Origin of the sequence: Microbacterium sorbitolivorans, from assembly GCF_003327285.1 — a bacterium.
Taxonomy (GTDB): Bacteria; Actinomycetota; Actinomycetes; order Actinomycetales; family Microbacteriaceae; genus Microbacterium; species Microbacterium sorbitolivorans.
In genome coordinates, this window is record NZ_KZ848475.1 from 1 (window position 1) to 21,499 (window position 21,499).

Below are 21,499 nucleotides of genomic sequence, written 5' to 3' on the forward strand. Positions count from 1 at the left end.
AAAGAAAAAATGCACACCCACACGGGAAAACGTGTGAGCTGCGAGTTTGAAACTGACCAAAAGTAATGTCAACTGACATCAAATTGATCCAAAGGAATCTCTCAAAACTAGGGTTACCCCTAGCCCGAGGACATATTGGCATTTGACAAGTGCACGCTGTTGAGTTCTCAAGGATCAGACGCACCCGGCCCTCACCAATCAAGGCGAGCCCTCCGGGGCAACTTCACTGTGCCGCTTTAGACGATTTCTCGTTTCGGCGACAAGAGATAAACTTACCGGCTCATTCTGAATGAAACCTGAAGAGAATCTCTTCCGAATCACTGTCTTCAATTAAGAAGAGCTATGTTTCGTGTCGCCGTCTTGGGATGGGAGCCTGTCGGCTCAACCTCACCGCTTGGCGGCGACAAGGGATTACATTACGCGGATCCCGGGGCCCCAGCAAACGGAGCCCACACCGGGCGTGTCGCGATCGCGTCGGCGAGCGCCTGTGTGTCCCCTCCCCCGAGCTGGAACAGCCAGCTCAACAGGGCGACGGCGCCGATCACGACGACGGCCAGGACGATCAGCAGCACGATCGCCGCGATGACGAGGCCCTTGCCGGCCTTCTTCAGTGAGCCGGTGACCTTGTCGTTCTTCAGCATCGAGTTCACGAGCTCGCGGCGGTCTTCGATCGACAGCCCCCTGTCGTGCAGCTTCGCCATCAGGTTCTCGGCGTCGATGTTGCCGCCGTACTGGGCGAGCATGCTCTGGCGGCCCTCGCGGGTGCGCAGCGCGCGGGACGATTCGAGCAACTTCGAGGCCTCGGCGTCTTCGACCCCGTACTTCTCGGCGAGCTTGCCCGACATGTGCACGCCGAGTTCCTTCATCGCCGCGCGTCGACCCTCGTCGGTGGTGAGCGACGTGGCGGTCTCGACGACCTTCGCCGCGTCGGCGTCGACCCCGTACTTCTGGGCGAGCTGTGCGCCGGCATCGCCGCCCATGGTCTCCATGGTGCGGCGGCGGCCCTCGGCGGATCCGAGATCGTCGACGATGGTCTCCGGGATCTCGACGCCGTGCGGAGCGGCCGTCTTCTCGAGGCGCTCGCGGATCATCTGTGTGACGCCACCCTTTGGTGCGTCGGCGCCGACGGGTGCCGCCGGGCGCTGCGGCTTCTGGTTCTTGTTACTCATCGTTGAATCTCCCCTGTTACCGCTTACGCCAGACGATACCCGTCCGCCTTAGCCGATGAACAGGCCGGCTAGCGCCTTCTTGCCGCGTCGGAGCACCGAGACGCCGCCGGGCAGGCTACCCGTCACCTGTGCATCGTCGTTCACGACCTTCTCGCCGTCGATAGAGACGCCGCCCTGGGCGATCGCGCGCCGGGCCTCCGAGGCCGACTTCACGAGCTCGGTCGCGATGAGCGCGTCGACGACCGAGGATCCGGCGGCGACCGTCGCGTGCGGAAGCTCACCGAGCGCGGATGCGAGCGTCGCGGCGTCGAGCGAGGCAAGCTCTCCCTTGCCGAAGAGCGCCTCGGACGCCTCGATGGCGTTAGCCGTCGTCTCGAGGCCGTGAACCGTCGCGGTCACCTCGAGCGCGAGGCGCTTCTGCGCCGCGCGGCGGAACGGCTCCTCTGCCACGAGGCGCTCGTACTCGGCGATCTCGTCGCGCGTCATGAACGTGAACACCTTCAGGCGCTCGATCACGTCGCGGTCATCGGTGTTCAGCCAGAACTGGTACATCGCGTAGGGGCTGCACATCTCGGCGTCGAGCCAGATCGCGTTGCCCTCGCTCTTACCGAACTTCGTGCCATCGCTGTTCGTGATGAGGGGCGTACCGAACGCGTGAACGCTCGTTCCCTCGACGCGGTGGATGAGGTCGGTCCCGCTCGTGAGGTTGCCCCACTGATCGCTGCCGCCCGTCTGCAGCACGCAGCCGTACTGGCGGTGCAGCTCGAGGTAGTCGAGGCCCTGCAGGATCTGGTAGCTGAACTCGGTGTAGCTGATGCCCGCGTCCGAGTTGAGGCGCGCGCTCACCGCGTCCTTCTTCAGCATCGTGCCGACGCGGAAGTGCTTACCGATCTCGCGCAGGAAGTCGATCGCCGACAGGGGCGCCGTCCAGTCGAGGTTGTTCACCATGCGGGCGGCGTTGTCGCCCTCGAAGCTCAGGAAGCGCTCGATCTGCGCGCGGAGCTTCGCGACCCACTCGTTCACGGTCTCGCGCGTATTGAGCGTGCGCTCCGCGGTCGGGCGCGGGTCGCCAACGAGACCCGTGGATCCGCCGACGAGGCCGAGCGGGCGGTGGCCCGCCAGCTGCAGGCGGCGCATCGTGAGCAGCTGCACGAGGTTACCCAAGTGCAGGCTCGGGGCGGTCGGGTCGAAGCCGCAGTAGTAGACGATCGGGTCGCCGGCCAGGAGCTGCCGCAGCTCGTCGGCGTCGGTCGAGACGTGGATGAGCCCACGCCAGTTGAGCTCGTCCCACAGGGTGTCGAAAGAGGCGTCGAGCTTCTGTTCGGCCACGGTCAGGTCGGAAGTCGTCATGATCGTCGTTTCTACTTTCCACCCAGCGCGGCGATCGCCTGCTGGGCGCGTTCAATAAGTTCTGCGCGCTGCTCCGCGACGCGGACGGGCGCGGTTCCGCCGGCGCCGGCGCGGCTCGCGACGGATCCCTCGATCGAGAGGACCTCGCGGACGCCGGGCGTGAGGTGCTCGGAGACCGACGCGAGCAGCGCGTCGTCGGCGTCTTCGAGACCGATCGAGCGCTCCTCGCAGGCGCGCACGAGGGATCCAGAGATCTCGTGTGCGTCGCGGAACGGAACGCCCTGCTTGACGAGCCACTCGGCGACGTCGGTCGCGAGCGAGAAGCCCTCAGGAGCGAGCTGCGCCATGCGCTCGGTGTTGAAGCGCAGGGTCGCGACCATGCCGGTGAAGGCGGGGAGGACGAGTTCGAGCGTCTCGACCGAGTCGAACACCGGCTCCTTGTCCTCCTGCAGGTCGCGGTTGTACGCGAGCGGCAGCGCCTTGATCGTCGCGAGCAGGCCGCTGAGGTTACCGATCAGGCGGCCGGCCTTGCCGCGCGCGAGCTCGGCGATGTCGGGGTTCTTCTTCTGCGGCATGATGCTCGAACCCGTCGAGTAGCCGTCGTCGAGCGTCACGAAGTCGAACTCGCGCGTGTTCCAGAGGATGATCTCCTCCGACAGGCGCGACAGGTCGATGCCGATCTGCGCCGCGATGAAGGCGAACTCTGCGACAACGTCGCGCGAGGCCGTGGCGTCCATCGAGTTCTCGGCCGGGCGGTCGAGGCCGAGCTCGCGCGCCACGAGAGCCGGATCCAGCCCGAGGGTCGAGCCTGCGAGCGCTCCCCCGCCGTAGGGCGAGACGCCCGCGCGGGCGCGCCAGTCGCGCAACCGCTCGAGGTCGCGCACGAGCGGCCAGGCGTGGGCCTGGAGGTGGTGCGCGAGGAGCACCGGCTGCGCGTGCTGCAGGTGCGTGCGGCCCGGCAGGATCGCGGACTCGTGCGCCTCAGCCTGCGCGACGAGCGCGTCGATCAGCTGGAGCACGCCGTTGGCGATGACGCCGGCGTGGTCGATCAGGTACATGCGCACGAACGTCGCGATCTGATCGTTGCGGCTGCGGCCCGCGCGGAGGCGGCCGCCGAGCTCGGCGCCCACCTCGGCGAGGAGCGCCTGCTCCATCGCGCCGTGAACGTCTTCGTCGCTCTCGCGCGGGAGGAGCTCGCCGGAGCGAACCTTCTCGGCGAGGCGGTCGAGGCCGGCGTGCATCTCGCGGGCGTCATCGGTCGACAGATAACCGGCGGCTTCCAGCGCGGTGGCATGCGCGTGGGATCCGCGAATGTCATACAGCGCGAGCTTCCAGTCGAAATGGGTGGACTTGCTCAGCGCCTGCAGCGCGGGGCTGGGGCCCGACGCGAATCGGCCGCCCCAGAGGGCGCCCTCGTTCGTGCCGTGCGGGGTCGATGCGGAATCCGTCGTACTCACGCGCTCCAGCCTAACCGGTGGAACGTGCGAAGCCGGAGGCCATATCGACCCCGCGCGCACTTACTGCTGGCGAAGAAGCCAGACGAGCAGCGCCTTCTGGGCGTGCAGGCGGTTCTCCGCCTCGTCCCAAATGACGCTCTGGTCGCCGTCGATCACGTCGGCGTCGACCTCGTAGCCGCGGTCGGCGGGCAGGCAGTGCATGAAGATCGCGTCGTCCGCCGCGAGCTTCATCAGGTCGGTCGTCACCTTGTACGAGCGGAGGGCCGCGAGGCGACCCGCCTTTTCCTCTTCCTTGCCCATCGACACCCAGGTGTCGGTGATCATCACGTCGGCACCCGAGGCGGCCGCCTCGACGTCGGCCGTGACGGTGACGGATCCGCCGGTCTGTTCCGCGATCGCGCGCGCGTCGGCGACGACGTCCTCGCGGGGCTGGTAGCCCTCGGGGCTCGCGACGCGCACGTGCATGCCCGCCATCGCGCCCGCGAGCACGTACGAGTGGCCCATGTTCGACTCGCCATCGCCGAAGAAGCTCATCGTGAGCCCCTGCGTCGATCCCTTGTGCTCGCGGATCGTGAGGAGGTCGGCGAGCAGCTGGCAGGGGTGGAAGTCATCGCTCAGCGCGTTGACGACCGGAACCCGCGAGTTATCGGCCATCTGCTCGAGGCCCGCCTGCGCGTAGGTGCGCCAGACGATCGCCGAGACCTGGCGCTCGAGAACGCGCGCCGTGTCGGCCGGGGTCTCCTTGCCGCCGAGCTGGCTCGACGCCGTCGAGATGATCAGCGGGATGCCGCCGAGGTCGGCGATGCCGACGGCGAACGAGACGCGCGTGCGGGTCGACGACTTGTCGAAGATGACCGCAACGGTCTGCGGGCCCTCGAGCGGCTTCTCGCTCCAGCGCTCCTTCTTCAGCTGCGCGGCGAGGTCGAGAATCTCGGCCTGCTCGGCAGGGGTGATCGAGTCATCGCGAAGGAAGTGTCGGGTCATGAGGCGTTCTCCTGGCTGGTGGCGACAGCGTCGAGAGACGCGCTAAAGAGGTCGAGGAACTCGGCGATCTCGTCGTCGCCAATCGTGTAGGCCGGAGCCAGGCGGATCACGTCGGCCGCGGGGGCGTTGATGATCAGGCCGCGCTCGAGGGCTGCCGCCGCGACATCGGCCGCGACCGGCTTATCGAGGACGATGCCGATGAGGAGGCCCGCGCCGCGCGTGTGCGACACCAGCGGCAGACCCTGCACCTTCTCGCGAAGCTCGGCGCCGCGAGCGGTGACATTCTCGAGCAGGTTCTCGTCTTCGACGTACTCGAGCACCGCGTTCGCCACGGCGCTCGCGAGCGGGTTGCCGCCGAACGTCGAGTTGTGCGTGCCCGGGTAGAACAGCTCGCTCGCCACGCCGAAGGTGATCATCGCGCCGAGCGGGAATCCGCCGGCGACCGACTTCGCGAGCGTCACGGCGTCGGGGGTGACCCCAAGCGCCTGGTGCGCGAACCACTCACCCGTGCGACCGGATCCGGTCTGCACCTCGTCAAGAATCAGCAGCGCGCCCCGCTCCGTCGCGAGCTCGCGGGCGCGGGCCAGGAAGCCGTCCGGAAGCGGGACGACACCCGCCTCGCCCTGAATCGGCTCGGCGAAGATCGCCGCGACGTCGTCTGTGAACGCCTGTTCAAGCGCCTCGATCGTCGGGTCGATCGCGACGATTCCGGGCATAAGGGGCGCGAACGGATCCTGGTACGCGGCCTTCGGGGTCAGCGCGAGCGCGCCCGTCGAGCGGCCGTGGAACGCGCCGTTCAGGCACAGGATCGTGCCCTTGCCGTGCTTATTTCCGTGCAGGCGGGCGAGCTTGAGCGCCGTCTCGTTCGCCTCGGTTCCGGCGTTCGCCAGGAAGACGCGGCCCGCGTCGCCCGTCTTCGCGAGGCGCTTGAGGCGCGCGGCGAGCTCGAGCTGCTGCGGGGTCGCGAAGTAGTTCGAGACGTGCGCGAGGCGCTGGGCCTGCTGCGTCACGGCCTCAACAAAAACGGGGTGCGCGTGACCGAGCGCGTTGACGGCGATGCCGCCGAGGAAATCGAGGAAGCGGTTGCCCTCGGTGTCCCAGACGTGCGATCCCTTACCGCGCTCGAGGTTCGCGAGGCGTCCGCCCAGGCTCATGAGGTCGCGGCCGGCCTCGTCCTTCCAGTCGTTCGTCATGTTGCCGAGACCTCCGTTCCGATTCCATTGCTTGTGAAAAGTTCGACGAGGACCGAGTGGGGCACCCGGCCATCGATGATCGAGGCCTTCTTCACGCCGTTCTGCACGGCGTCGAGGCAAGCCTGCATCTTGGGGATCATCCCGGACTCGAGGTTCGGCATGAGCTGGGTCAGCTCGTCGGCCGTCAGGTGCGACACGAGCGAGTCGCGGTTCGGCCAGTCGGCGTAGAGGCCGGGCACGTCCGTGAGGATCACGAGCTTCTTGGCACCGAGCGCCTGCGCCAGAGCGCTGGCCGCGGCGTCAGCGTTGATGTTGAGCGTGTGGCCCGGGTTGTCGAGGTCGGGTGCGACGCCCGCGACCACGGGGATCCGGTCGGCGCGCAGGTGATCGAGCACCGGCTTCGGGTCGACCTTCACGACGTTGCCGACGCGGCCGAGGCTCTCCTCGACACCGTCGATCATGACGCCGCGTCGGCGGCCGCCGAACAGCGCCGCGTCCTCGCCCGAGATGCCGACCGCGAACGGGCCGTGCGAGTTGATCTTCGACACGAGCTGCGGGTTGATCTGGCCCGTCAGCACCATGCGCACGACGCTGATCGCCTCGGTCGAGGTGACCCGGTAGCCGCCCTTAAACTCGCTCGGGATCGCGAGGCGATCGAGCATGTTCGAGATCTGCGGACCGCCGCCGTGCACGACGACAGGCTTAATGCCGACGTAGCGGAGGTACGCGATGTCCTCCGCGAACGCGTCCTGCAGTTCCTCCGAGATCATCGCGTTGCCGCCGTACTTCACGACGACGATCTCGTCGCGGTACTGCTTGAGCCACGGGAGCGACTCGATCAGCGTCGAGGCCTTGAACTCGGCCTCTTCGGGGCTCGTCTTCTGAAGATCTATCGGTGTCATGAGGAATAAGCGCTGTTCTCGTGGACGTAGGCGTGGGTCAGATCGTTGGTCATGATCGTCGCCGTCGCCTCGCCAACGAGGAGATCGATCACGACGTGGGTGTCGCGCGGGGTCAGGTCAACTTCCTCGCGCGGGCGGTCGGGGCCGCCCTCCGAGCACACCCGGACGCCATTCATCGAGACATCGACGTTGTACGGGTCGAACTCGGCGTCGGTCGTGCCGATCGCCGCGAGCACGCGGCCCCAGTTCGCGTCGTTGCCGAAGATCGCCGTCTTGAAGAGGTTGTTGCGGGCGACCGAACGGGCGACCGTCACCGCGTCGCCTTCGGTCGCGGCGCGGCGCACCTCGATGCGGATGTTGTGGCTCGCGCCCTCGGCGTCACCCATGAGCTGCTCGGCAAGGTCGAGGCACAGGGCCGCGAGCTCTGCCTCGAACGCCTCGAGGTTGGGCTCGATGCCCGTCGCGCCGCTCGCGAGGAGCGTGACCTGGTCGTTCGTCGACATCGCGCCGTCGGAGTCGAGGCGGTCGAAGCTCACCCGCGTCGCGCCGCGGAGCACCGCGTCGGCCTGCTCGGCCGTCAGCACGGCGTCGGTCGTAATGACGACGAGCATCGTCGCAAGCCCCGGTGCGAGCATGCCCGCTCCCTTGGCCATTCCGCCGATCGTCCAGCCGTCGCGCTCGCGCACCGCCTGCTTCGGGATCGTGTCGGTCGTCATGATCGCGTGTGCCGCGTGCTCGCCGCCGTCGTCCGAGAGCTCCTCGGCCGCGGCCGTCGCGCCGTCGAGCACCTTCTGGCGGAAGACCTCGTCGCCCGTCCCGATCAGGCCGGTCGAACAGACGACGACGTCGCCGGCCGAGACGCCCAGCTTCTCGGCGACCTTCTCGGCCGTGAGGTGCGAGGTCTGGAAGCCAAAGGATCCGGTGAAGCAGTTCGCGCCGCCGGAGTTCAGCACGACCGCCTCAACGACGCCGTCCTTTACGACCTGCTGCGACCACATGATGGGGTTGGCCTTGGCGCGGTTCGACGTGAACACCGCGGCGCCCGTCTTCTGCGGCCCGCGGTTCACCACGAGCGCGACGTCGGGCTTGCCCGTCGACTTCAGGCCTGCGGCGACACCGGCCGCCTCGAATCCCTGTGCTGCTGTCACACTCACGGCGCAACTCCGTTCACGGTCAGCGCCGTCGTCTCGTTGAGACCGAGCGCGATGTTCATCGACTGAATGGCGGCACCCGCGGTGCCCTTGGCGAGGTTGTCGACCGCCGCCGTGATGATGACGCGGCCCGCCGCGCGATCGATCGCGACGCTCATCAGCGCGGTGTTTGCGCCTACGACGTCCGAGATGCGCGGCTGCACGCCCTCGGGAAGAAGGTTGACGAAGACCTCGTCGCCGTACGCGCTCTCCCACGCGGCGCGGATCTCGGCGTCGGTGACGCCGTCCGCGATCCGGGCGGTCGTCGTCGCGAGGATGCCGCGCGCCATCGGCACGAGCACTGGCGTGAACGAGACCCGCGGATCCACGGCGCCCGCGCCGCGGAGCGCCTGCTGGATCTCGGGGATGTGGCGGTGCGTGCCGCCGACGCCATACGCGCTCGCGGATCCGAGCATCTCGCTCGCGAGCAGGTGCGTCTTGAGCGACTTGCCGGCACCCGACGGGCCTACCGCGAGAACCGTCACGATGTCGTCGGCCTTAATCACGCCCGCCGCGATTCCCGGAACGAGGCTGAGCGAGACGGTCGAGGCGTTGCAGCCCGGGGCCGCGATGCGCGTTGCGCCGACGAGGTTCTCGCGCTGCTTCTTCCCGTCGACGAGCAGCTCGGGCACGCCGTACGTCCACGGAGTGTGGAACTCGCCCCCGTAGAACTGATCCCACGCGTCCTTGCTCGTGAGCCGGTGATCGGCTCCGGCGTCGACGACGAGGCCCACGTTCGTGAGTGCGTCGGTGTACTGACCCGACTGCCCGTGGGGAAGGGCGAGGAAGACGATGTCGTGACCCGAGAGCACCTCGGGCGAGGTCGGCTTTAACTCGAGGTGACGGAGGCTGCGCAGGTGCGGCTGGTGTGCGATCAGCGGATCGCCCGCGTTCGAGTGCGCCGTGACCGTCGTGATCTCGACATCAGGATGTTGAGCAAGAAGGCGAAGAATCTCGCCACCCGCATAGCCAGAGGCGCCGGAAACGGCGACCGAATACGTCATGTTTTCTACCTTATTGCGCGAGGAGCAGATATCCGTGACGGCGGACCGCTCACGCGACGCAAACTATGCGCGCGCAGACCGGCGGCCCGCCGAGATTCGGCGGCCGCGACGGAGCTCAAAAGCGCGGGACATGGAAGCGAGAATAGCACGCTAGGAGCGGCGCTTCATCAGGACGGACACGAGCGCGCGCGCATGCTCCGCTCCAAAGACGAGCAGGATCGCAACATAGACAAGTAACACCGTCGCACCGATCCCGGCCGCGCCGCACCCGCCGGCGATCACGCTCGACGACATCCATCCGTGGGATCCATCCCAGAGCAGGTATAGCCCGACTCCGCACGCCCCTGCGGGGAGCGCGGACGCGAGGAAGAGAGCGAGCGAACGGGCCCAGGTCCGTGCACCGATCCGCCCCAGACGCCGGCGGAGCAGGGTTGTGGCGATCACTGTCTGCACGATAAACGAGATTGATTGGCCCAGCGCGACCGCTGCGGCGAGGTACTCAACAGGCAATGCGCCCGCACGCGCGAGCCAGGATGCGGCCGCGACCGCGGCCGCCGCGCCGATGACGAAGAAGCCGAGCGTGCGGATGCTCTGGGAGACATCCCGCTGAACACGTCGGTGATCGCCCGCCGCGGCGCCCTCAGCGATTCTCGTGAAGTACTGAGTCCCGATAGAGAAGACGATGAGCGCGTACGGGAGCATGAACAACAACCACGCGTTGTTCAGCACGGTGACCGACGAAGCATCACCGGATGCGGCGAGCGTCACGGACGTCTGGTAAAAACCGGCCAGCATCGCCGCGAGCGCCATAACGAAGGTCCACGTGCCGGCTCTACCGAGTTCACCAAGACCGCCGCCGCGCCACCGGAAATCGAGACGCACCCGTATGCCAGTCTTGCGCCAGAAGAGTGCGAGCGCCGCGGCTTGCAGGGCAACGCTCAGTGTCGCGATAATGCCGAGCATCGCCGACATACCCGGCGTCCAGCTGGAGGACTCCGTCAGATCGCCCTGAAACAGCGCCCCGATAAGGAGGAAGCCCGCGATCGATACGACGTTGTTCACCACCGGCGCCCAGGTGTATGGCCCGAACACGCGCCTCGCGTTCATCGTCTCGCCTATGAGCGCGAACGCCCCGTAGAAGAAGATCTGTGGAGCACACCAGTAGCCAAGGCGGACTGCGAGCTCAGTCTGCACCGGATCGTGCGCTTCTCGGAGAAGCACGGTCACGATCAGTGGCGACACGACGAACAACAGCACCGTGATCGCCGCAAGCACAACGAGCCCGATCGTGAAGACCTTCGAGATGAAGAGGTTGCCACCATCTTGATGCGTGCTCGCTCTGACAATCTGCGGCACGAGCACCGCCGTAAGGTCCCCGCCGAGATCAGGTTAAAGACCGCACTCGGCAGCTGATTGGCGACCGAGAACGCGTCCGCTGCGGACGACTGGACGCTGCCGATGATAGCCGCGAGGATGATCGTTCGGACGAAACCCGTGACGCGCGATACAAGCATCCCCGCTCCGAGCACAACGCTTGTGCGTCCCATTCCTGACCTCGATTCCTCCGCGCGCTACAGGCCTGGCTTCACGTAGTACTTGAAGCCGATGTGCGAGTCGACGAAACCGAGGCGCGTGTAGAAGCGGTGCGCGTCCTCGCGGGCGGCGTCCGACGTGAGCTGGACCAGGGCCGCGCCGAGTTCGGTTGCGGCCTCATCCATCACCCAGCGCATGAGCGCTGAACCGATTCCGGATCCGCGCTCGGTGCTCGCGACGCGAACCGCTTCGACGAGTAACCGCGTGCTCCCGCGCCGGGCCATGCCCGGTATGAGCGTCAGTTGGAGCGTGCCTACCATCGCCCCTCCGGCATCCGTGACGACGATGATTTCGTTGCTTGGGTCGCCAATAATACGGTCGAGCGCGACCTCGTAGGCGGGTTGGTCAGCATCACGAGCGCGGTCACCGCGACCCGCACTGATGGGGTCGTCGGACAGTAGCCTCATGAGCTCGTGAAGATCGTCGCGCGTAGCCCTGCGGATCACCACCTCGGTGTCGTGCGCAAACACGGACGTGGGGAGATTCAGGGCTTCGAGCACGGTTCATTGTCTCGTGTCGCCTGTACAAATGCCCTTAGACGAGGGAACGCGGGGCCGTTGACAGCACGAAGGTCAGGCCCGCCAAGACCAGAACCGTGCTCAGTCCGGCGCTGGTCCATAGAGCGGCGCGTCGCGCACGCGTGCTGCGCTCGCCTCGTAGCCCAACGAACGCCGCGGCGAGAAGCAGGACGAGCCAGCCTGCCAGCGAGACGAGGCCCATCACAATACCGATCATTCTCTCGAAGTCGTCCGAGTCCGGGTAGTCGATGATCATGAGGCCCGGCCCCGCAAGGGTTAGGCCTGACAAACCGAGCATCATGACGCCGAAAAGCCCGGCCAGCGTCGCGACGATGGTGAGAATGATGCTTCCGAGAACCCGCACCCGCTTATCTTGGCGGAGGGGCGCTAGTTCCCCGCCGCCTGCTCTACAACGGGCTATTTCTCTCGTGCGCTTCATCGGACGGGTCCGCCGACCGAGGCGAAGCCGGCGGCAACACGAGTCCGACAATCGCCGACGCAATGCCGAGGCCGGCAATGACCAGTGCCGGAATGATGTTCCCGCCCCGTGCCTGCGCATCCGCCGCGTAGCCCTCAGCAATGGCCGCGGCCGCGGCAGCGACCAGCAGCAACGCGCCAGCGCCCAGGAGCACGGTCGACAGATAACGCGGAGGCCTTCTCTTCGTCGTCATGCGTCTTATTGTTCCGGAACGGCCGGTGATCGACATCGTTCGCGAGATGTATATCGAAAGGGGGCGAGGGATCCGTGGATCCCTCGCCCCCTCAGGGTCGTGCGCGTGCTCAGTCGCGGATGTGGGCGCCGAAGCGCTCCTCCGCGACGGCGACGCCCGCGAGCTTCGCCTCGGTCGCCTCGGCGGCCGTCAGGGTGCGGTCGGCGGCGCGGAAACGCAGGGCGAAGGTGAGCGACTTCTGCCCGTCCTCCAAGCCCTGGCCGCGGTAGTCGTCGACCAGGCGGGTGCTCTCGAGGAGCTCGCCCGCGCCCTCGACGAGTGCGGCGCGCACCTCAGCCGCGGCAACGTCCTGGCCCACCACGAGCGACACGTCCTGCGTCGCGGCGGTGTAGGTCGAGAGGTGCGCCACGGTGACGCGCTCGCCCGCGAGCGCGATGAGGCGATCGAGGTCGAGCTCGGCGACGGTGACGCGGCCGAACAGGTCGGCCTCCTTCGACACGTCGGGGTGAAGCTCGCCCACGTAGCCGATCTCGACGCCCGCGGCGACGAGCTTGCCCGCGCGCCCCGGGTGCAGGGCGGCGCGCTTCGTCTGCTCCACCTCGATGGTGATTCCGGCGGCCTCGCCGACGGTGCGCACGGCGTCGAGGGCGGCGTCGAGACCCGCGGCCTCGGCCGCGCGCCCCGGCTGCTTCGACGCGATGTCACCGGCGAACAGCATCGCCACGTGGCGCGGCTGCGGCGGGATCGACGCGTGGATCTCGGCGAGCTGCGCGTCGGTCGGACGCTGGGCGCGTGCGTAGTTCACGTCGGTGCCGTACGTCATGCCCTCCTCCGGGAGGAAGACGCTACCCATCTCGAACAGCGACAGGTCGGTCGTGCCGCGCGCCAGGTTGCGGTGCGCCGTGGCGACGAGGCCGGGAACGAGCGAGCGGCGCAGGAACGGCGCTGTCTGGTCGAGCGCGTTCGCGAGGCGAACCATCGCGACCTTCTCCCCCGATGCGGATCCGTACAGCGTGTTCGCCGCCTCGGACACGAAGGGGAACGCGATCGTCTCGACGAGGCCCGTCGCGGCGAGCGCGTCGGCGACGCGGCGGCGCGACGACTGCTCGCGCGTGTAGCCGCGGCCCGCGGGGGCGGTCGGCAGGATCGACGGCACCTTGTCGAGGCCGTCGACGCGCGCGATCTCCTCGACGAGCGTCCACTTGTCGGTGAGGTCGGGTCGCCACGAGGGCGTCACGACGCTGAATCCACCATCGATACGGGTGACGGTGCAGCCGATCTTCTCGAGGATCTCCTGCTGCAGCACGGCGTCGTACTCGACGCCCACGAGGCCGCCCGCGAAGCCCTCGGGCAGCTCGATCGTCTCGCCCTGGAAGGCGTACTCGAGCTCGGCGCCGACGGATCCGGCGGTTCCGCCCGCGAGCTCGACCATCAGGTCGACCACGCGCTGCGCGGCCGCGTGCGCGATGAGCGGATCCACGCCGCGCTCGAAGCGCTTGCTCGCCTCGCTGGGGAGCTTGTGGCGGCGGGCCGTGCGGGCGATCGACACCGATTCGAAGGCCGCGGCCTCGATGACGACGTTGGCCGTCTCGTCGTTCAGCTCGGTCGAGGCACCGCCCATCACGCCGGCGAGACCGATGGGGCCCGACTCGTCGGTGATCAGCAGGTCTTCGTCGCTCAGCGTGCGCTCGGCGCCGTCGAGCGTAGTGAGCTTCTCTCCCTTGTCGGCGCGACGCACCGTGATGCCGCCCGAGAGGCGGTCGGCGTCGTAACCGTGGATCGGGTTGCCGAGCTCGATCATGACGTAGTTCGTGATGTCGATCAGCAGGCCAAGCGAGCGCACGCCCGCGAGCTGCAGGCGCGAGCGCATCCATGGCGGCGTCGGGCGCGACGCGTCGACACCGTTCACCGTGCGCACGACGAACTGCTTGACGCCGTGGTTGCCGCGGATCGGGCGCTGGTCGTCGATCGCGAGAGCGAATCCGCTGCCCGCGGCGACCTCGGTCGCGGGGCGGGCCGCCGGATCCGTGAACGATGCGCCAGTCGCGAGCGCGTACTCGCGCGCCATGCCGCGGATCGACAGCGCGTAGCCGCGGTCGGGCGTGACGTTGACGTCGACGGCCTCGCCGTCGAGGCCCAGGAGGGCGATCGCGTCGGTGCCGACCTCGGGGTCGAGACCCCACTCGACGAGGCGGATGATGCCGTCGTGGTCGTCGCCGAGGCCCAGCTCCTTGGCCGAGGCGATCATGCCATCGGACGTGTGTCCATAGGTCTTGCGCGCCGAAATCGGGAACGGGCCGGGGAGCACCGCGCCGGGAAGCGAGACCACGACCTTGTCGCCGGGGTGGAAGTTCTGGGCACCGCAGATGATGCCACGCACGCCGCCGTTTGCCGCGCCGACATCGACCTGGCACCAACGGATGTTCTTGCCGTTCTTCTGCGGCTCGACGTCGAACGAGACGACCTGACCGACGACGACGGGGCCCGTCACGTCGAAGCCCAGGGCCTCTTCTTCCTCGAAGCCGACCGATACGAGCGAGGCGAAGACGTCATCCGTCGTCGCCTCGTCGCTCATCTCGACGAAATCGCGGAGCCACGAAAGCGGAACGCGCATCAGACCACCATCCCGAACTGCTCGCTGAAACGGACATCGCCCTCGGCCATGTCGCGCATGTCTTGTACATCGCTGCGGAACATCAGCGCTCGCTCGATGCCGATTCCGAATGCGAAACCGCTGTACACCTCGGGGTCGATGCCCGCCGCGCGAAGCACGTTAGGGTTGACCATTCCGCAGCCGCCCCACTCGATCCAGCGCGCGCCGCCCTTGAAGGTCGGGTGCCACAGGTCGAACTCGGCGCTCGGCTCGGTGAACGGGAAGTGGTTCGTGCGCAGGCGCGTCTTCGCCTCGGCGCCGAACAGCTGCTTCGCGATGTGGTCGAGCGTGCCCTTGAGGTGCGCCATCGTGATGCCCTTGTCGACCACGAGGCCCTCGGCCTGCGTGAAGACCGGAAGGTGCGTCGCATCGAACTCGTCGGTGCGTGCGACCTTGCCCGGCGAGAGCACGTAGATCGGCACCTCGCGCTCGAGCATCGTGCGCATCTGGACGGGGCTCGTCTGCGTGCGCAGCACGAGGTGGCGGTTGGCCGGATCCACGTAGAACGTGTCCTGCTCCTGGCGCGCCGGGTGGTCCTCGTCGAGGTTGAGCGAGTCGAAGTTAAACCACTCGTGCTCGAGCTCGGGGCCCTCCGTGATCTCCCAGCCCATGCCGACGAACAGGTCGGCGATGGCCTCCTGCATCAGCACGACGGGGTGGCGCGCGCCCGAGCGGGTGCGGCTCGCGATCGCCGTGATGTCGAGGCGCTCGGCCTCGAGCTTCTCGGCATCCTCGATCGCCTTCAGCTCTTCCTCGCGGGCCGTAAACGCCTGGTTCACGCGGCCACGGGCGCCGCCGACGAGCTTGCCCGCCTCGGCCTTCTTCTCCTTGGCGACGTGGCGCATCTGCGCGTTCAGCGTCGCGAGCGGACTGCCCTCGCCCTGGTGGGCGGCACGGGCCTGTTTCAGCGCGGCGGTATCGGCGGCCGCGGCGACCGCGGCGAGCGCGTCGGCGACGGCGGCATCGACCGCTTCTGGGGTGATCTCGGGTACGTCAGACACGAGGCCCCATCCTAATGGCCGCGCCTGGACGGCCGTTTACTTCGGCGCGTACAGCGCGACGCCCTCGTACGACCAGTTCGGGTCGTTGTTGCGCAGGTTCTGCGACTCGGCGGCGTTCGAGGTGTAGAAGTGCTTGCCGTACTTCTCCGACCAGAACCGGTACACGGGCGTCGTCGTGGACGACGACTTCGCGGCGGTGCAGAACGCGGTGCCCTCGTACGCCCAGTTCTTATCGGTGTCACGCACCTTCTGCATCTCGGCGGAGTTCGTCGTGTAGAAGTGCGACTCGAACTTCGACGACCAGAAGCGGTAGACGGGGATCGTGCCGGCGCGGCAGGATCCGTTCGTCGTCGCCCACGCGCGGAAGCCCGTTCCCTCGTAGGCCCAATTGGGGTCGTTCGCCTTGAGGGTGTTCGCCTCGCTCGCGTTCAGCGTGTAGAAGTGCGCGTTATCGAACTTCGACGACCAGAAGCGCGCGACCGGCTTCGCATCCTTCGCGTTCGGGCCCGTGCTGCCGCCGCCGGATCCGCCGAACCAATCGGTGTAGTAGTTCACGAAGTTGCGGTTTCCGTACGACGAGCACGAGTCGCCCGTGCCGTAGCCCGCGGCGAGCGCGGCCTTGTTCGGCTGATACGGCGTGTAGTAGTACAGCGCCGCGGTCGCCTTGTTCTTGATCGTCACGGCCGCGGTTCCGCAGGCGGCGTTCGGGTGGTAGCGCACCTGGCTCTTCTTCCCCACCGGGTACCAGCTGAAGTACGGGTCGATCGAGTAGCGGCGCAGCTGCTGCGCGGCCATGTAGACCTGGTTCTGGAAGCCGAAGAACTGCGGGTCGCACGCGGCGTTATCGGGGCAGGCAAAGCCCATCGCCTTGTCGTAGCGGAAGGCGCTCGGCCACGTGTGGGTGACGAGCCCCTGCTCCTTCTGCAGCATCACCAGCAGTACCTTCTCGCTGACGCCGCACGCCTTCGCGGCCTTCGAGATGATCGATGCCGCCGACTCCTTCGACGAGCCCGTGTAGGTGCCCGAGCAGTACGAGTTCGCCTTCTTCGTCACGGTCTTCTGCGTGAAGTTCTTCAGGCAGGTGTAGCCCTTCTGGCAGGTCGGCACCTTGGCGTTCAGGAACGACTGGATCTGCTTCGCCGTCATCGTGCCCGACGTGTACATCTGCTTATCGGAGATGAGGTTGCCGGCATCGAAGTTCCGCAGCGAGATCGCCTCCGTCTCCGCGGTCGCCGACGCCTCCCCCGGATCCGCCTCGTCGAGCGTCGTGGATCCGAGATAGTCGCCCGATTCGGGCAGCGGGATCTCGGACGCATCGTCGGCGACCGCGGCCGACGGAACGAGTGTCGCGGCGGCGAGCGCGAGGACGCCCAGAACGAGGGCGAGCTTCGAGCGGAGTGCGGTGGGGCGCGGCATGGTCTCCAGTGTGCCAGCAGGGGCCGCCCGGATCCACTCCGGGCGGCCCCTCGGTGATGCCGCTATTTCGTGATGTTTCCGGGGCCCGCCTGCATCGAGATGACCTCGGTGAGCGTGGCCTCGTCGTCGGCCGCGGGCTCGTGCGGTCCAGCGCCGGCGCGCTTGGCCGATCGACGCCCGCGCTTCTCGATCCAGTGCGCGAGCCACGACAGCAGCAGACACATCACGATGTAGATGCCACCGATAACGATCGCCGACTGCAGGATCGGGCTACCGAGTCGCGCCTGCGCGCTGAGCAGCTTCGTGTAGTACAGCAGCTCGGGGTAGGTGATGATGAAGCCAAGCGCCGTGTCCTTCAGCGTCACCACGAGCTGCGCGATGATGACCGGGAGCATCGCCCGGATCGCCTGTGGCAGGAGGATCAGCATCATGACGTTGCTCTTGCGCAGGCCGATGGCGTAGCCCGCCTCGCTCTGCCCGCGCGGGAGCGACTCGACTCCGGCGCGGAGCGCCTCCGCGAGCACCGACCCGTTGTAGAGCGTGAGGCCCAGCACCACGGCCCAGTACGGCGTGACCGTCACGTCGAACGTCGGCAGGCCGTAGTAGAAGATCATCATCATGACGAGCACGGGCACCGCGCGGAATAGCTCGGTCACGACCATGACCGGGATCCGGACCCACGCGTGGTTCGACAGGCGGCCGATCGCGAGCGCGAAGCCGAGCGTGAGACTCAGCGCGGCGGCGAGCGCGAAGGCCCGCAACGTGTTGAGCAGCATCTCGCCGATCGTCATCCACACGTTCGTGTAGGTGAACACGCTCCACTTCGCGGCCGTGAACTGGCCCGAAATCGAGAAGCGCCACAGCACGAACCCGATGACCGCGAGCACCACGACGATCGTCGCGACCGCAAGGATTCGGTTGCGCGCCCGCGCGCGGGGGCCGGGGACGTCATACAGCACGGAAGTCATCGCGCGATCCTCCACTTCTTCTCGAGCGCTCGTTGCGCCAGGGTCAGAAGCATCACGGCCGCGACGAAGAACAGCGCGACCCACATCAGGATCTCCATCGACGAGCCGGGGCGGGTGTGCGAGTTCGAGATCGTCTGCTGCAGGCGCGGCAGCACCGCGATCGAGAATCCGGCCGCGACGGTGGTGTTCTTCAGCAGCGCGATGAGCACGCTCATCATGGGCGGCACAACCGAGCGGAACGCCTGCGGCAACACCACCTGCGTCATGACCTGCCCGAACGGGAGCCCGATCGCGCGCGCCGCCTCGGCCTGCCCGACCGGCACGGTGTTGATGCCGGCGCGCAGGGTCTCGGCGACGTACGTCGCGGTATAGACCCCAATGGCGAAGATGCCGAGGATCGTGTTCGGAAGCGTCGGGAGCGCGAGCGCCGAGTAACCGAACACGAAGAAGAAGAACACGAGGGTCAGGGGCGTGTTACGCACCAGGTTGACGTACAGCGCGCCGACCGCCCGCGCGATCGGCACCGGCGAGACGCGCATCGCACCCACGATGGTCCCGAGAACCAGCGCGATGACGCCGCCGCACGCGAAAAGCAGCAGCGTGTAGCCGATGCCCTGTCGCCAGAGATCGAGGTTGCCAGTGATGGCGTCCACTCGTCACACTCCTTCGAATATGAGCGGACGGCGCGGGGCCTCGCGGCCCCGCGCCGTGGAATCAGCTAACGGGATCGACGGCGGGCTGCTCGATCTCGACGCCCGACTTGCCGAGGGTCGAGTCGAAGATCTCCTGCCACTCGGCGTTGCCATCGGTCAGCATCGTGTTGATGAACTCCTGCAGGACGGTGTCGTCCTTCGGGATGCCGATGCCGTAGCGCTCCTCCGTGAACAGGCCCGGGTCGTTGCCCTCGGCGTCCGGCAACACCTTCAGCTCGTCCGGGCGCTCGGCCGCGTAACCGATGAGGATCGCCGCGTCGGTCGTGACCGCGTCGACCTTTCCGCTCAGGAGGTCTTCGACGCAGTTGGAGTAGATGTCGTACTCCTGCGTCTTGACCTCGGGGAAGTTCTCGGTGATGTTCTGGATCGGCGTCGAGCCGGTCGCCGAACACACCGTCTTGCCGTTGAAGGTCGACTCATCGGTCACCTCGGTGATCGGGCTGTCGGTCGTGACGAGGAAGCCCTGGCCGGTGATGAAGTACGGGCCGGCGAAGGAGATCTCTTCCTTGCGCTTGTCGGTGATCGAGTAGGTGCCGACGTAGTAGTCGATGTTGCCGGCGATCAGCTCCTGCTCGCGGTTCGCCGAGGCGACCGCCTTGTATGTGATCTCGTCCTCGGAGAACCCGAGCGACGCCGCCACCCAGCGGGCGATCTCGATGTCGAAGCCGCTACGCTCGCCCGTCGCGACGTCGAGGTAGCCGAGGCCGGGCTGGTCTTCCTTCACACCGATGACGGGGCCGCCGTTTTCGACCATCTTGTCGTAGGTCGGGCTACCCTCGAGCACCACGTCCTCCGCGACCTCCGGCTCCGGTGCCGTGTCCCCGTCTGAGGAGCCTGTCGGGGATCCGCTATTGCACGCGGCGAGCGCGAAGATCGCTCCCGTCGCGAGGGTCGCCGCCGCGATGTTCCGAAACTTTCGCATGATGTCCTCCTGGTGGGATTCGGTCCGCGCCCGCGAAACCGCGGGCGCGTTTCGGGGGATTTATTTGGTGAGCAGCTTCGAGAGGAAGTCCTTCGCGCGCCCCGATTGCGGGTTCGTGAAGAACGATTCCGGATCCGATTGCTCGACGATCTCGCCGTCAGCCATGAAGACGACGCGATCGGCGGCCTTGCGGGCGAAGCCCATCTCGTGGGTCACGACGACCATCGTCATGCCCTCCTTCGCGAGGTCGACCATGACGTCGAGCACCTCGTTGATCATCTCGGGGTCGAGCGCGCTGGTCGGCTCGTCGAACAGCATCACCTTCGGGTGCATCGCGAGCGCGCGGGCGATCGCCACGCGCTGCTGCTGGCCGCCCGAGAGCTGTGCCGGGTACTTGTCGGCCTGGTGCGCGATGCCGACCCGGTCGAGCAGCCGACGCGCCTCGGTCTCGGCCTCGGCCTTCTTCGCGCCCTTGACCTTGATCGGGCCGAGCGTGACGTTGTCGAGGATCGTCAGGTGGCTGAAGAGGTTGAACGACTGGAAGACCATGCCGACGTCGGCGCGGAGGGCCGCGAGCGCCTTGCCCTCGCTCGGCAGTTCCTTGCCGTCGATCGAGATCGATCCGCTCGTGATCGTCTCCAGGCGGTTAATCGTGCGGCACAGCGTAGATTTGCCGGATCCCGAGGGGCCGATCACGACGACGACCTCACCGCGGTCGACCGTCAGATTGATGTCCTTCAGCGCGTGAAACTCGCCGTAGTGTTTCTGCACGTGATCGATGACTACTAGTGCCTCTGCCATGCAGGAACTCTAGCCAGTGATTTCAGCCCGGCGCTAGCCTTGAAACACGATCGTTCGATGGTGTTATCGAACGCTTATGTTGTATTTCCCAGCTTTCTCACCGCAATACGAAAGCCGCGCACCGGAAAATCCCGGGCGCGGCTTTCGCGTTTTTCTGAGGCTGTGCGCTGTTTTTCGTTTAGACGCTGCGCTGCGCGAAGGCCGTCTCGTAGAGGCACACGCTCGCGGCGGTCGCGAGGTTCAGCGACTCGGCGTGGCCGTAGATCGGGAGCTTCAGGGCGCGGTCGACGAGTGCGAGCGACTCGTCGGTCAGGCCGCGGGCCTCGTTGCCGAAGACCCAGGCCGTCGGGTTCGCGAGCGAGCCGCGAGCTTCGAGGATGTCGTCGCCCTTCACGTCGGCGGCGAGCACCTGAACGCCGGCGCCGCGGGCGCGGCCGATCACGTCGGCGAGGTCGGCGTCGACCGCGAACGGAACGTGGAACAGCGAGCCAGTCGTCGAACGCACGACCTTCGGGTTGAAGGGATCGACCGTACGGCCCGTGAGGATAACGGCGTCGGCGCCCGCGGCGTCGGCCGCGCGGATGATCGTGCCGAGGTTTCCCGGGTCGCGGACCTCCTCGCACACGACGACGAGCTTCGGCTCGCTGCCGAAGATGTCCTTCAGCGCCGTCGGGTTCTGGCGCGCGACCGCGACGAAGCCCTGCGGCGTCACGGTGTCGGACATCGCGTCGATGACGGCCTCGTCGGCGTAGTCCCACTCGAGGTCGGGGTTCTGCGTCTGCGCGTCGGTGATGAGGGTGCGGATGTCGCCGTGCTTCTCGAGCGCCGTCGGCGTCGCGAACAGCTGCTCGACGAGCTCGGGACGGTAGGTCAGGGCCTCGCGGACGGCCTGCGGGCCCTCCAGCAGGAAGCGCCCCGTGTCGCGGCGCTCGTTGCGCTGCGAGAGCTTGCGGATCGTCTTGACGCGTGCGGCGCGGGGGTTATCGAGCATGGC

At 67.3% G+C, this 21,499-nt stretch carries 20 protein-coding genes; all 20 read right to left on the reverse strand.

What is annotated here, in order from left to right; genetic code table 11:
- Nucleotides 1-416: 416 nt before the first annotated feature.
- The gene (locus tag DTO57_RS08935; protein ID WP_114117897.1) at nt 417-1,169 is read right to left on the reverse strand and encodes a hypothetical protein; all 753 of its coding nucleotides are present in this window, start codon (nt 1,167-1,169) and stop codon (nt 417-419) included.
- 48 nt (nt 1,170-1,217) lie between these two features.
- Nucleotides 1,218-2,519: a tyrosine--tRNA ligase gene (tyrS, locus tag DTO57_RS08940; RefSeq protein WP_114117898.1), complete on the reverse strand. Its 1,302-nt coding sequence runs from the start codon at nt 2,517-2,519 to the stop codon at nt 1,218-1,220.
- Nucleotides 2,520-2,530: 11 nt separating this feature from the next.
- Entirely contained in the window at nt 2,531-3,976 is a 1,446-nt protein-coding gene (gene argH, locus DTO57_RS08945) for an argininosuccinate lyase (protein WP_114117899.1), read from the reverse strand.
- 60 nt (nt 3,977-4,036) lie between these two features.
- A complete protein-coding gene (gene argF / locus DTO57_RS08950) occupies nt 4,037-4,960 on the reverse strand; it encodes an ornithine carbamoyltransferase (RefSeq protein ID WP_114117900.1) in 924 nt (307 codons plus the stop codon).
- Complete coding sequence (locus tag DTO57_RS08955; protein ID WP_114117901.1) at nt 4,957-6,153, reverse strand: acetylornithine transaminase; 1,197 nt, start codon at nt 6,151-6,153, stop codon at nt 4,957-4,959. The genes argF and DTO57_RS08955 overlap by 4 nt, the downstream gene beginning before the upstream one ends.
- Complete coding sequence (argB, locus tag DTO57_RS08960) at nt 6,150-7,055, reverse strand: acetylglutamate kinase (RefSeq protein ID WP_114117902.1); 906 nt, start codon at nt 7,053-7,055, stop codon at nt 6,150-6,152. Before argB ends, DTO57_RS08955 begins: the two co-directional genes overlap by 4 nt.
- Nucleotides 7,052-8,209, reverse strand: a complete 1,158-nt coding sequence (argJ, locus tag DTO57_RS08965; RefSeq protein ID WP_114117903.1) for a bifunctional glutamate N-acetyltransferase/amino-acid acetyltransferase ArgJ — start codon at nt 8,207-8,209, stop codon at nt 7,052-7,054. Before argJ ends, argB begins: the two co-directional genes overlap by 4 nt.
- Nucleotides 8,206-9,249, reverse strand: coding sequence for an N-acetyl-gamma-glutamyl-phosphate reductase (argC, locus tag DTO57_RS08970; protein ID WP_114117904.1), 1,044 nt, complete (start codon nt 9,247-9,249; stop codon nt 8,206-8,208). Before argC ends, argJ begins: the two co-directional genes overlap by 4 nt.
- Before the next feature lie 150 nt (nt 9,250-9,399).
- Nucleotides 9,400-10,611 carry a murein biosynthesis integral membrane protein MurJ gene (gene murJ, locus DTO57_RS08975; RefSeq protein ID WP_229730378.1) on the reverse strand — a complete coding sequence of 404 codons (1,212 nt, stop codon included), beginning with the start codon at nt 10,609-10,611 and terminating at the stop codon, nt 9,400-9,402.
- Nucleotides 10,612-10,820: 209 nt separating this feature from the next.
- Nucleotides 10,821-11,342 (reverse strand): GNAT family N-acetyltransferase, encoded by a 522-nt coding sequence (locus DTO57_RS08980; protein ID WP_114117905.1) that lies wholly within the window; start codon nt 11,340-11,342, stop codon nt 10,821-10,823.
- Between the two features lie 34 nt (nt 11,343-11,376).
- On the reverse strand, nt 11,377-11,724 hold the full coding sequence (locus tag DTO57_RS08985; protein ID WP_114117906.1) for a hypothetical protein: 348 nt from the start codon (nt 11,722-11,724) through the stop codon (nt 11,377-11,379).
- A 43-nt stretch (nt 11,725-11,767) separates the two neighbouring features.
- Nucleotides 11,768-12,031, reverse strand: coding sequence for a hypothetical protein (locus tag DTO57_RS08990; RefSeq protein ID WP_162785722.1), 264 nt, complete (start codon nt 12,029-12,031; stop codon nt 11,768-11,770).
- A gap of 109 nt (nt 12,032-12,140) precedes the next feature.
- Complete coding sequence (pheT, locus tag DTO57_RS08995; protein ID WP_114117908.1) at nt 12,141-14,645, reverse strand: phenylalanine--tRNA ligase subunit beta; 2,505 nt, start codon at nt 14,643-14,645, stop codon at nt 12,141-12,143.
- Nucleotides 14,645-15,685, reverse strand: a complete 1,041-nt coding sequence (gene pheS, locus DTO57_RS09000; protein ID WP_114117909.1) for a phenylalanine--tRNA ligase subunit alpha — start codon at nt 15,683-15,685, stop codon at nt 14,645-14,647. Before pheS ends, pheT begins: the two co-directional genes overlap by 1 nt.
- 36 nt (nt 15,686-15,721) lie before the next feature.
- Complete coding sequence (locus tag DTO57_RS09005) at nt 15,722-17,101, reverse strand: hypothetical protein (RefSeq protein ID WP_114117910.1); 1,380 nt, start codon at nt 17,099-17,101, stop codon at nt 15,722-15,724.
- Nucleotides 17,102-17,163: 62 nt separating this feature from the next.
- Complete coding sequence (locus tag DTO57_RS09010) at nt 17,164-18,069, reverse strand: amino acid ABC transporter permease (RefSeq protein WP_114118347.1); 906 nt, start codon at nt 18,067-18,069, stop codon at nt 17,164-17,166.
- Nucleotides 18,066-18,722, reverse strand: coding sequence for an amino acid ABC transporter permease (locus DTO57_RS09015; protein WP_114117911.1), 657 nt, complete (start codon nt 18,720-18,722; stop codon nt 18,066-18,068). Before DTO57_RS09015 ends, DTO57_RS09010 begins: the two co-directional genes overlap by 4 nt.
- Before the next feature lie 61 nt (nt 18,723-18,783).
- Nucleotides 18,784-19,704, reverse strand: a complete 921-nt coding sequence (locus tag DTO57_RS09020) for a glutamate ABC transporter substrate-binding protein (protein WP_114117912.1) — start codon at nt 19,702-19,704, stop codon at nt 18,784-18,786.
- A gap of 60 nt (nt 19,705-19,764) precedes the next feature.
- Nucleotides 19,765-20,505, reverse strand: coding sequence for an amino acid ABC transporter ATP-binding protein (locus tag DTO57_RS09025; protein ID WP_114117913.1), 741 nt, complete (start codon nt 20,503-20,505; stop codon nt 19,765-19,767).
- Between the two features lie 178 nt (nt 20,506-20,683).
- Nucleotides 20,684-21,496, reverse strand: a complete 813-nt coding sequence (locus DTO57_RS09030; protein ID WP_114117914.1) for a TrmH family RNA methyltransferase — start codon at nt 21,494-21,496, stop codon at nt 20,684-20,686.
- Nucleotides 21,497-21,499: the final 3 nt, after the last annotated feature.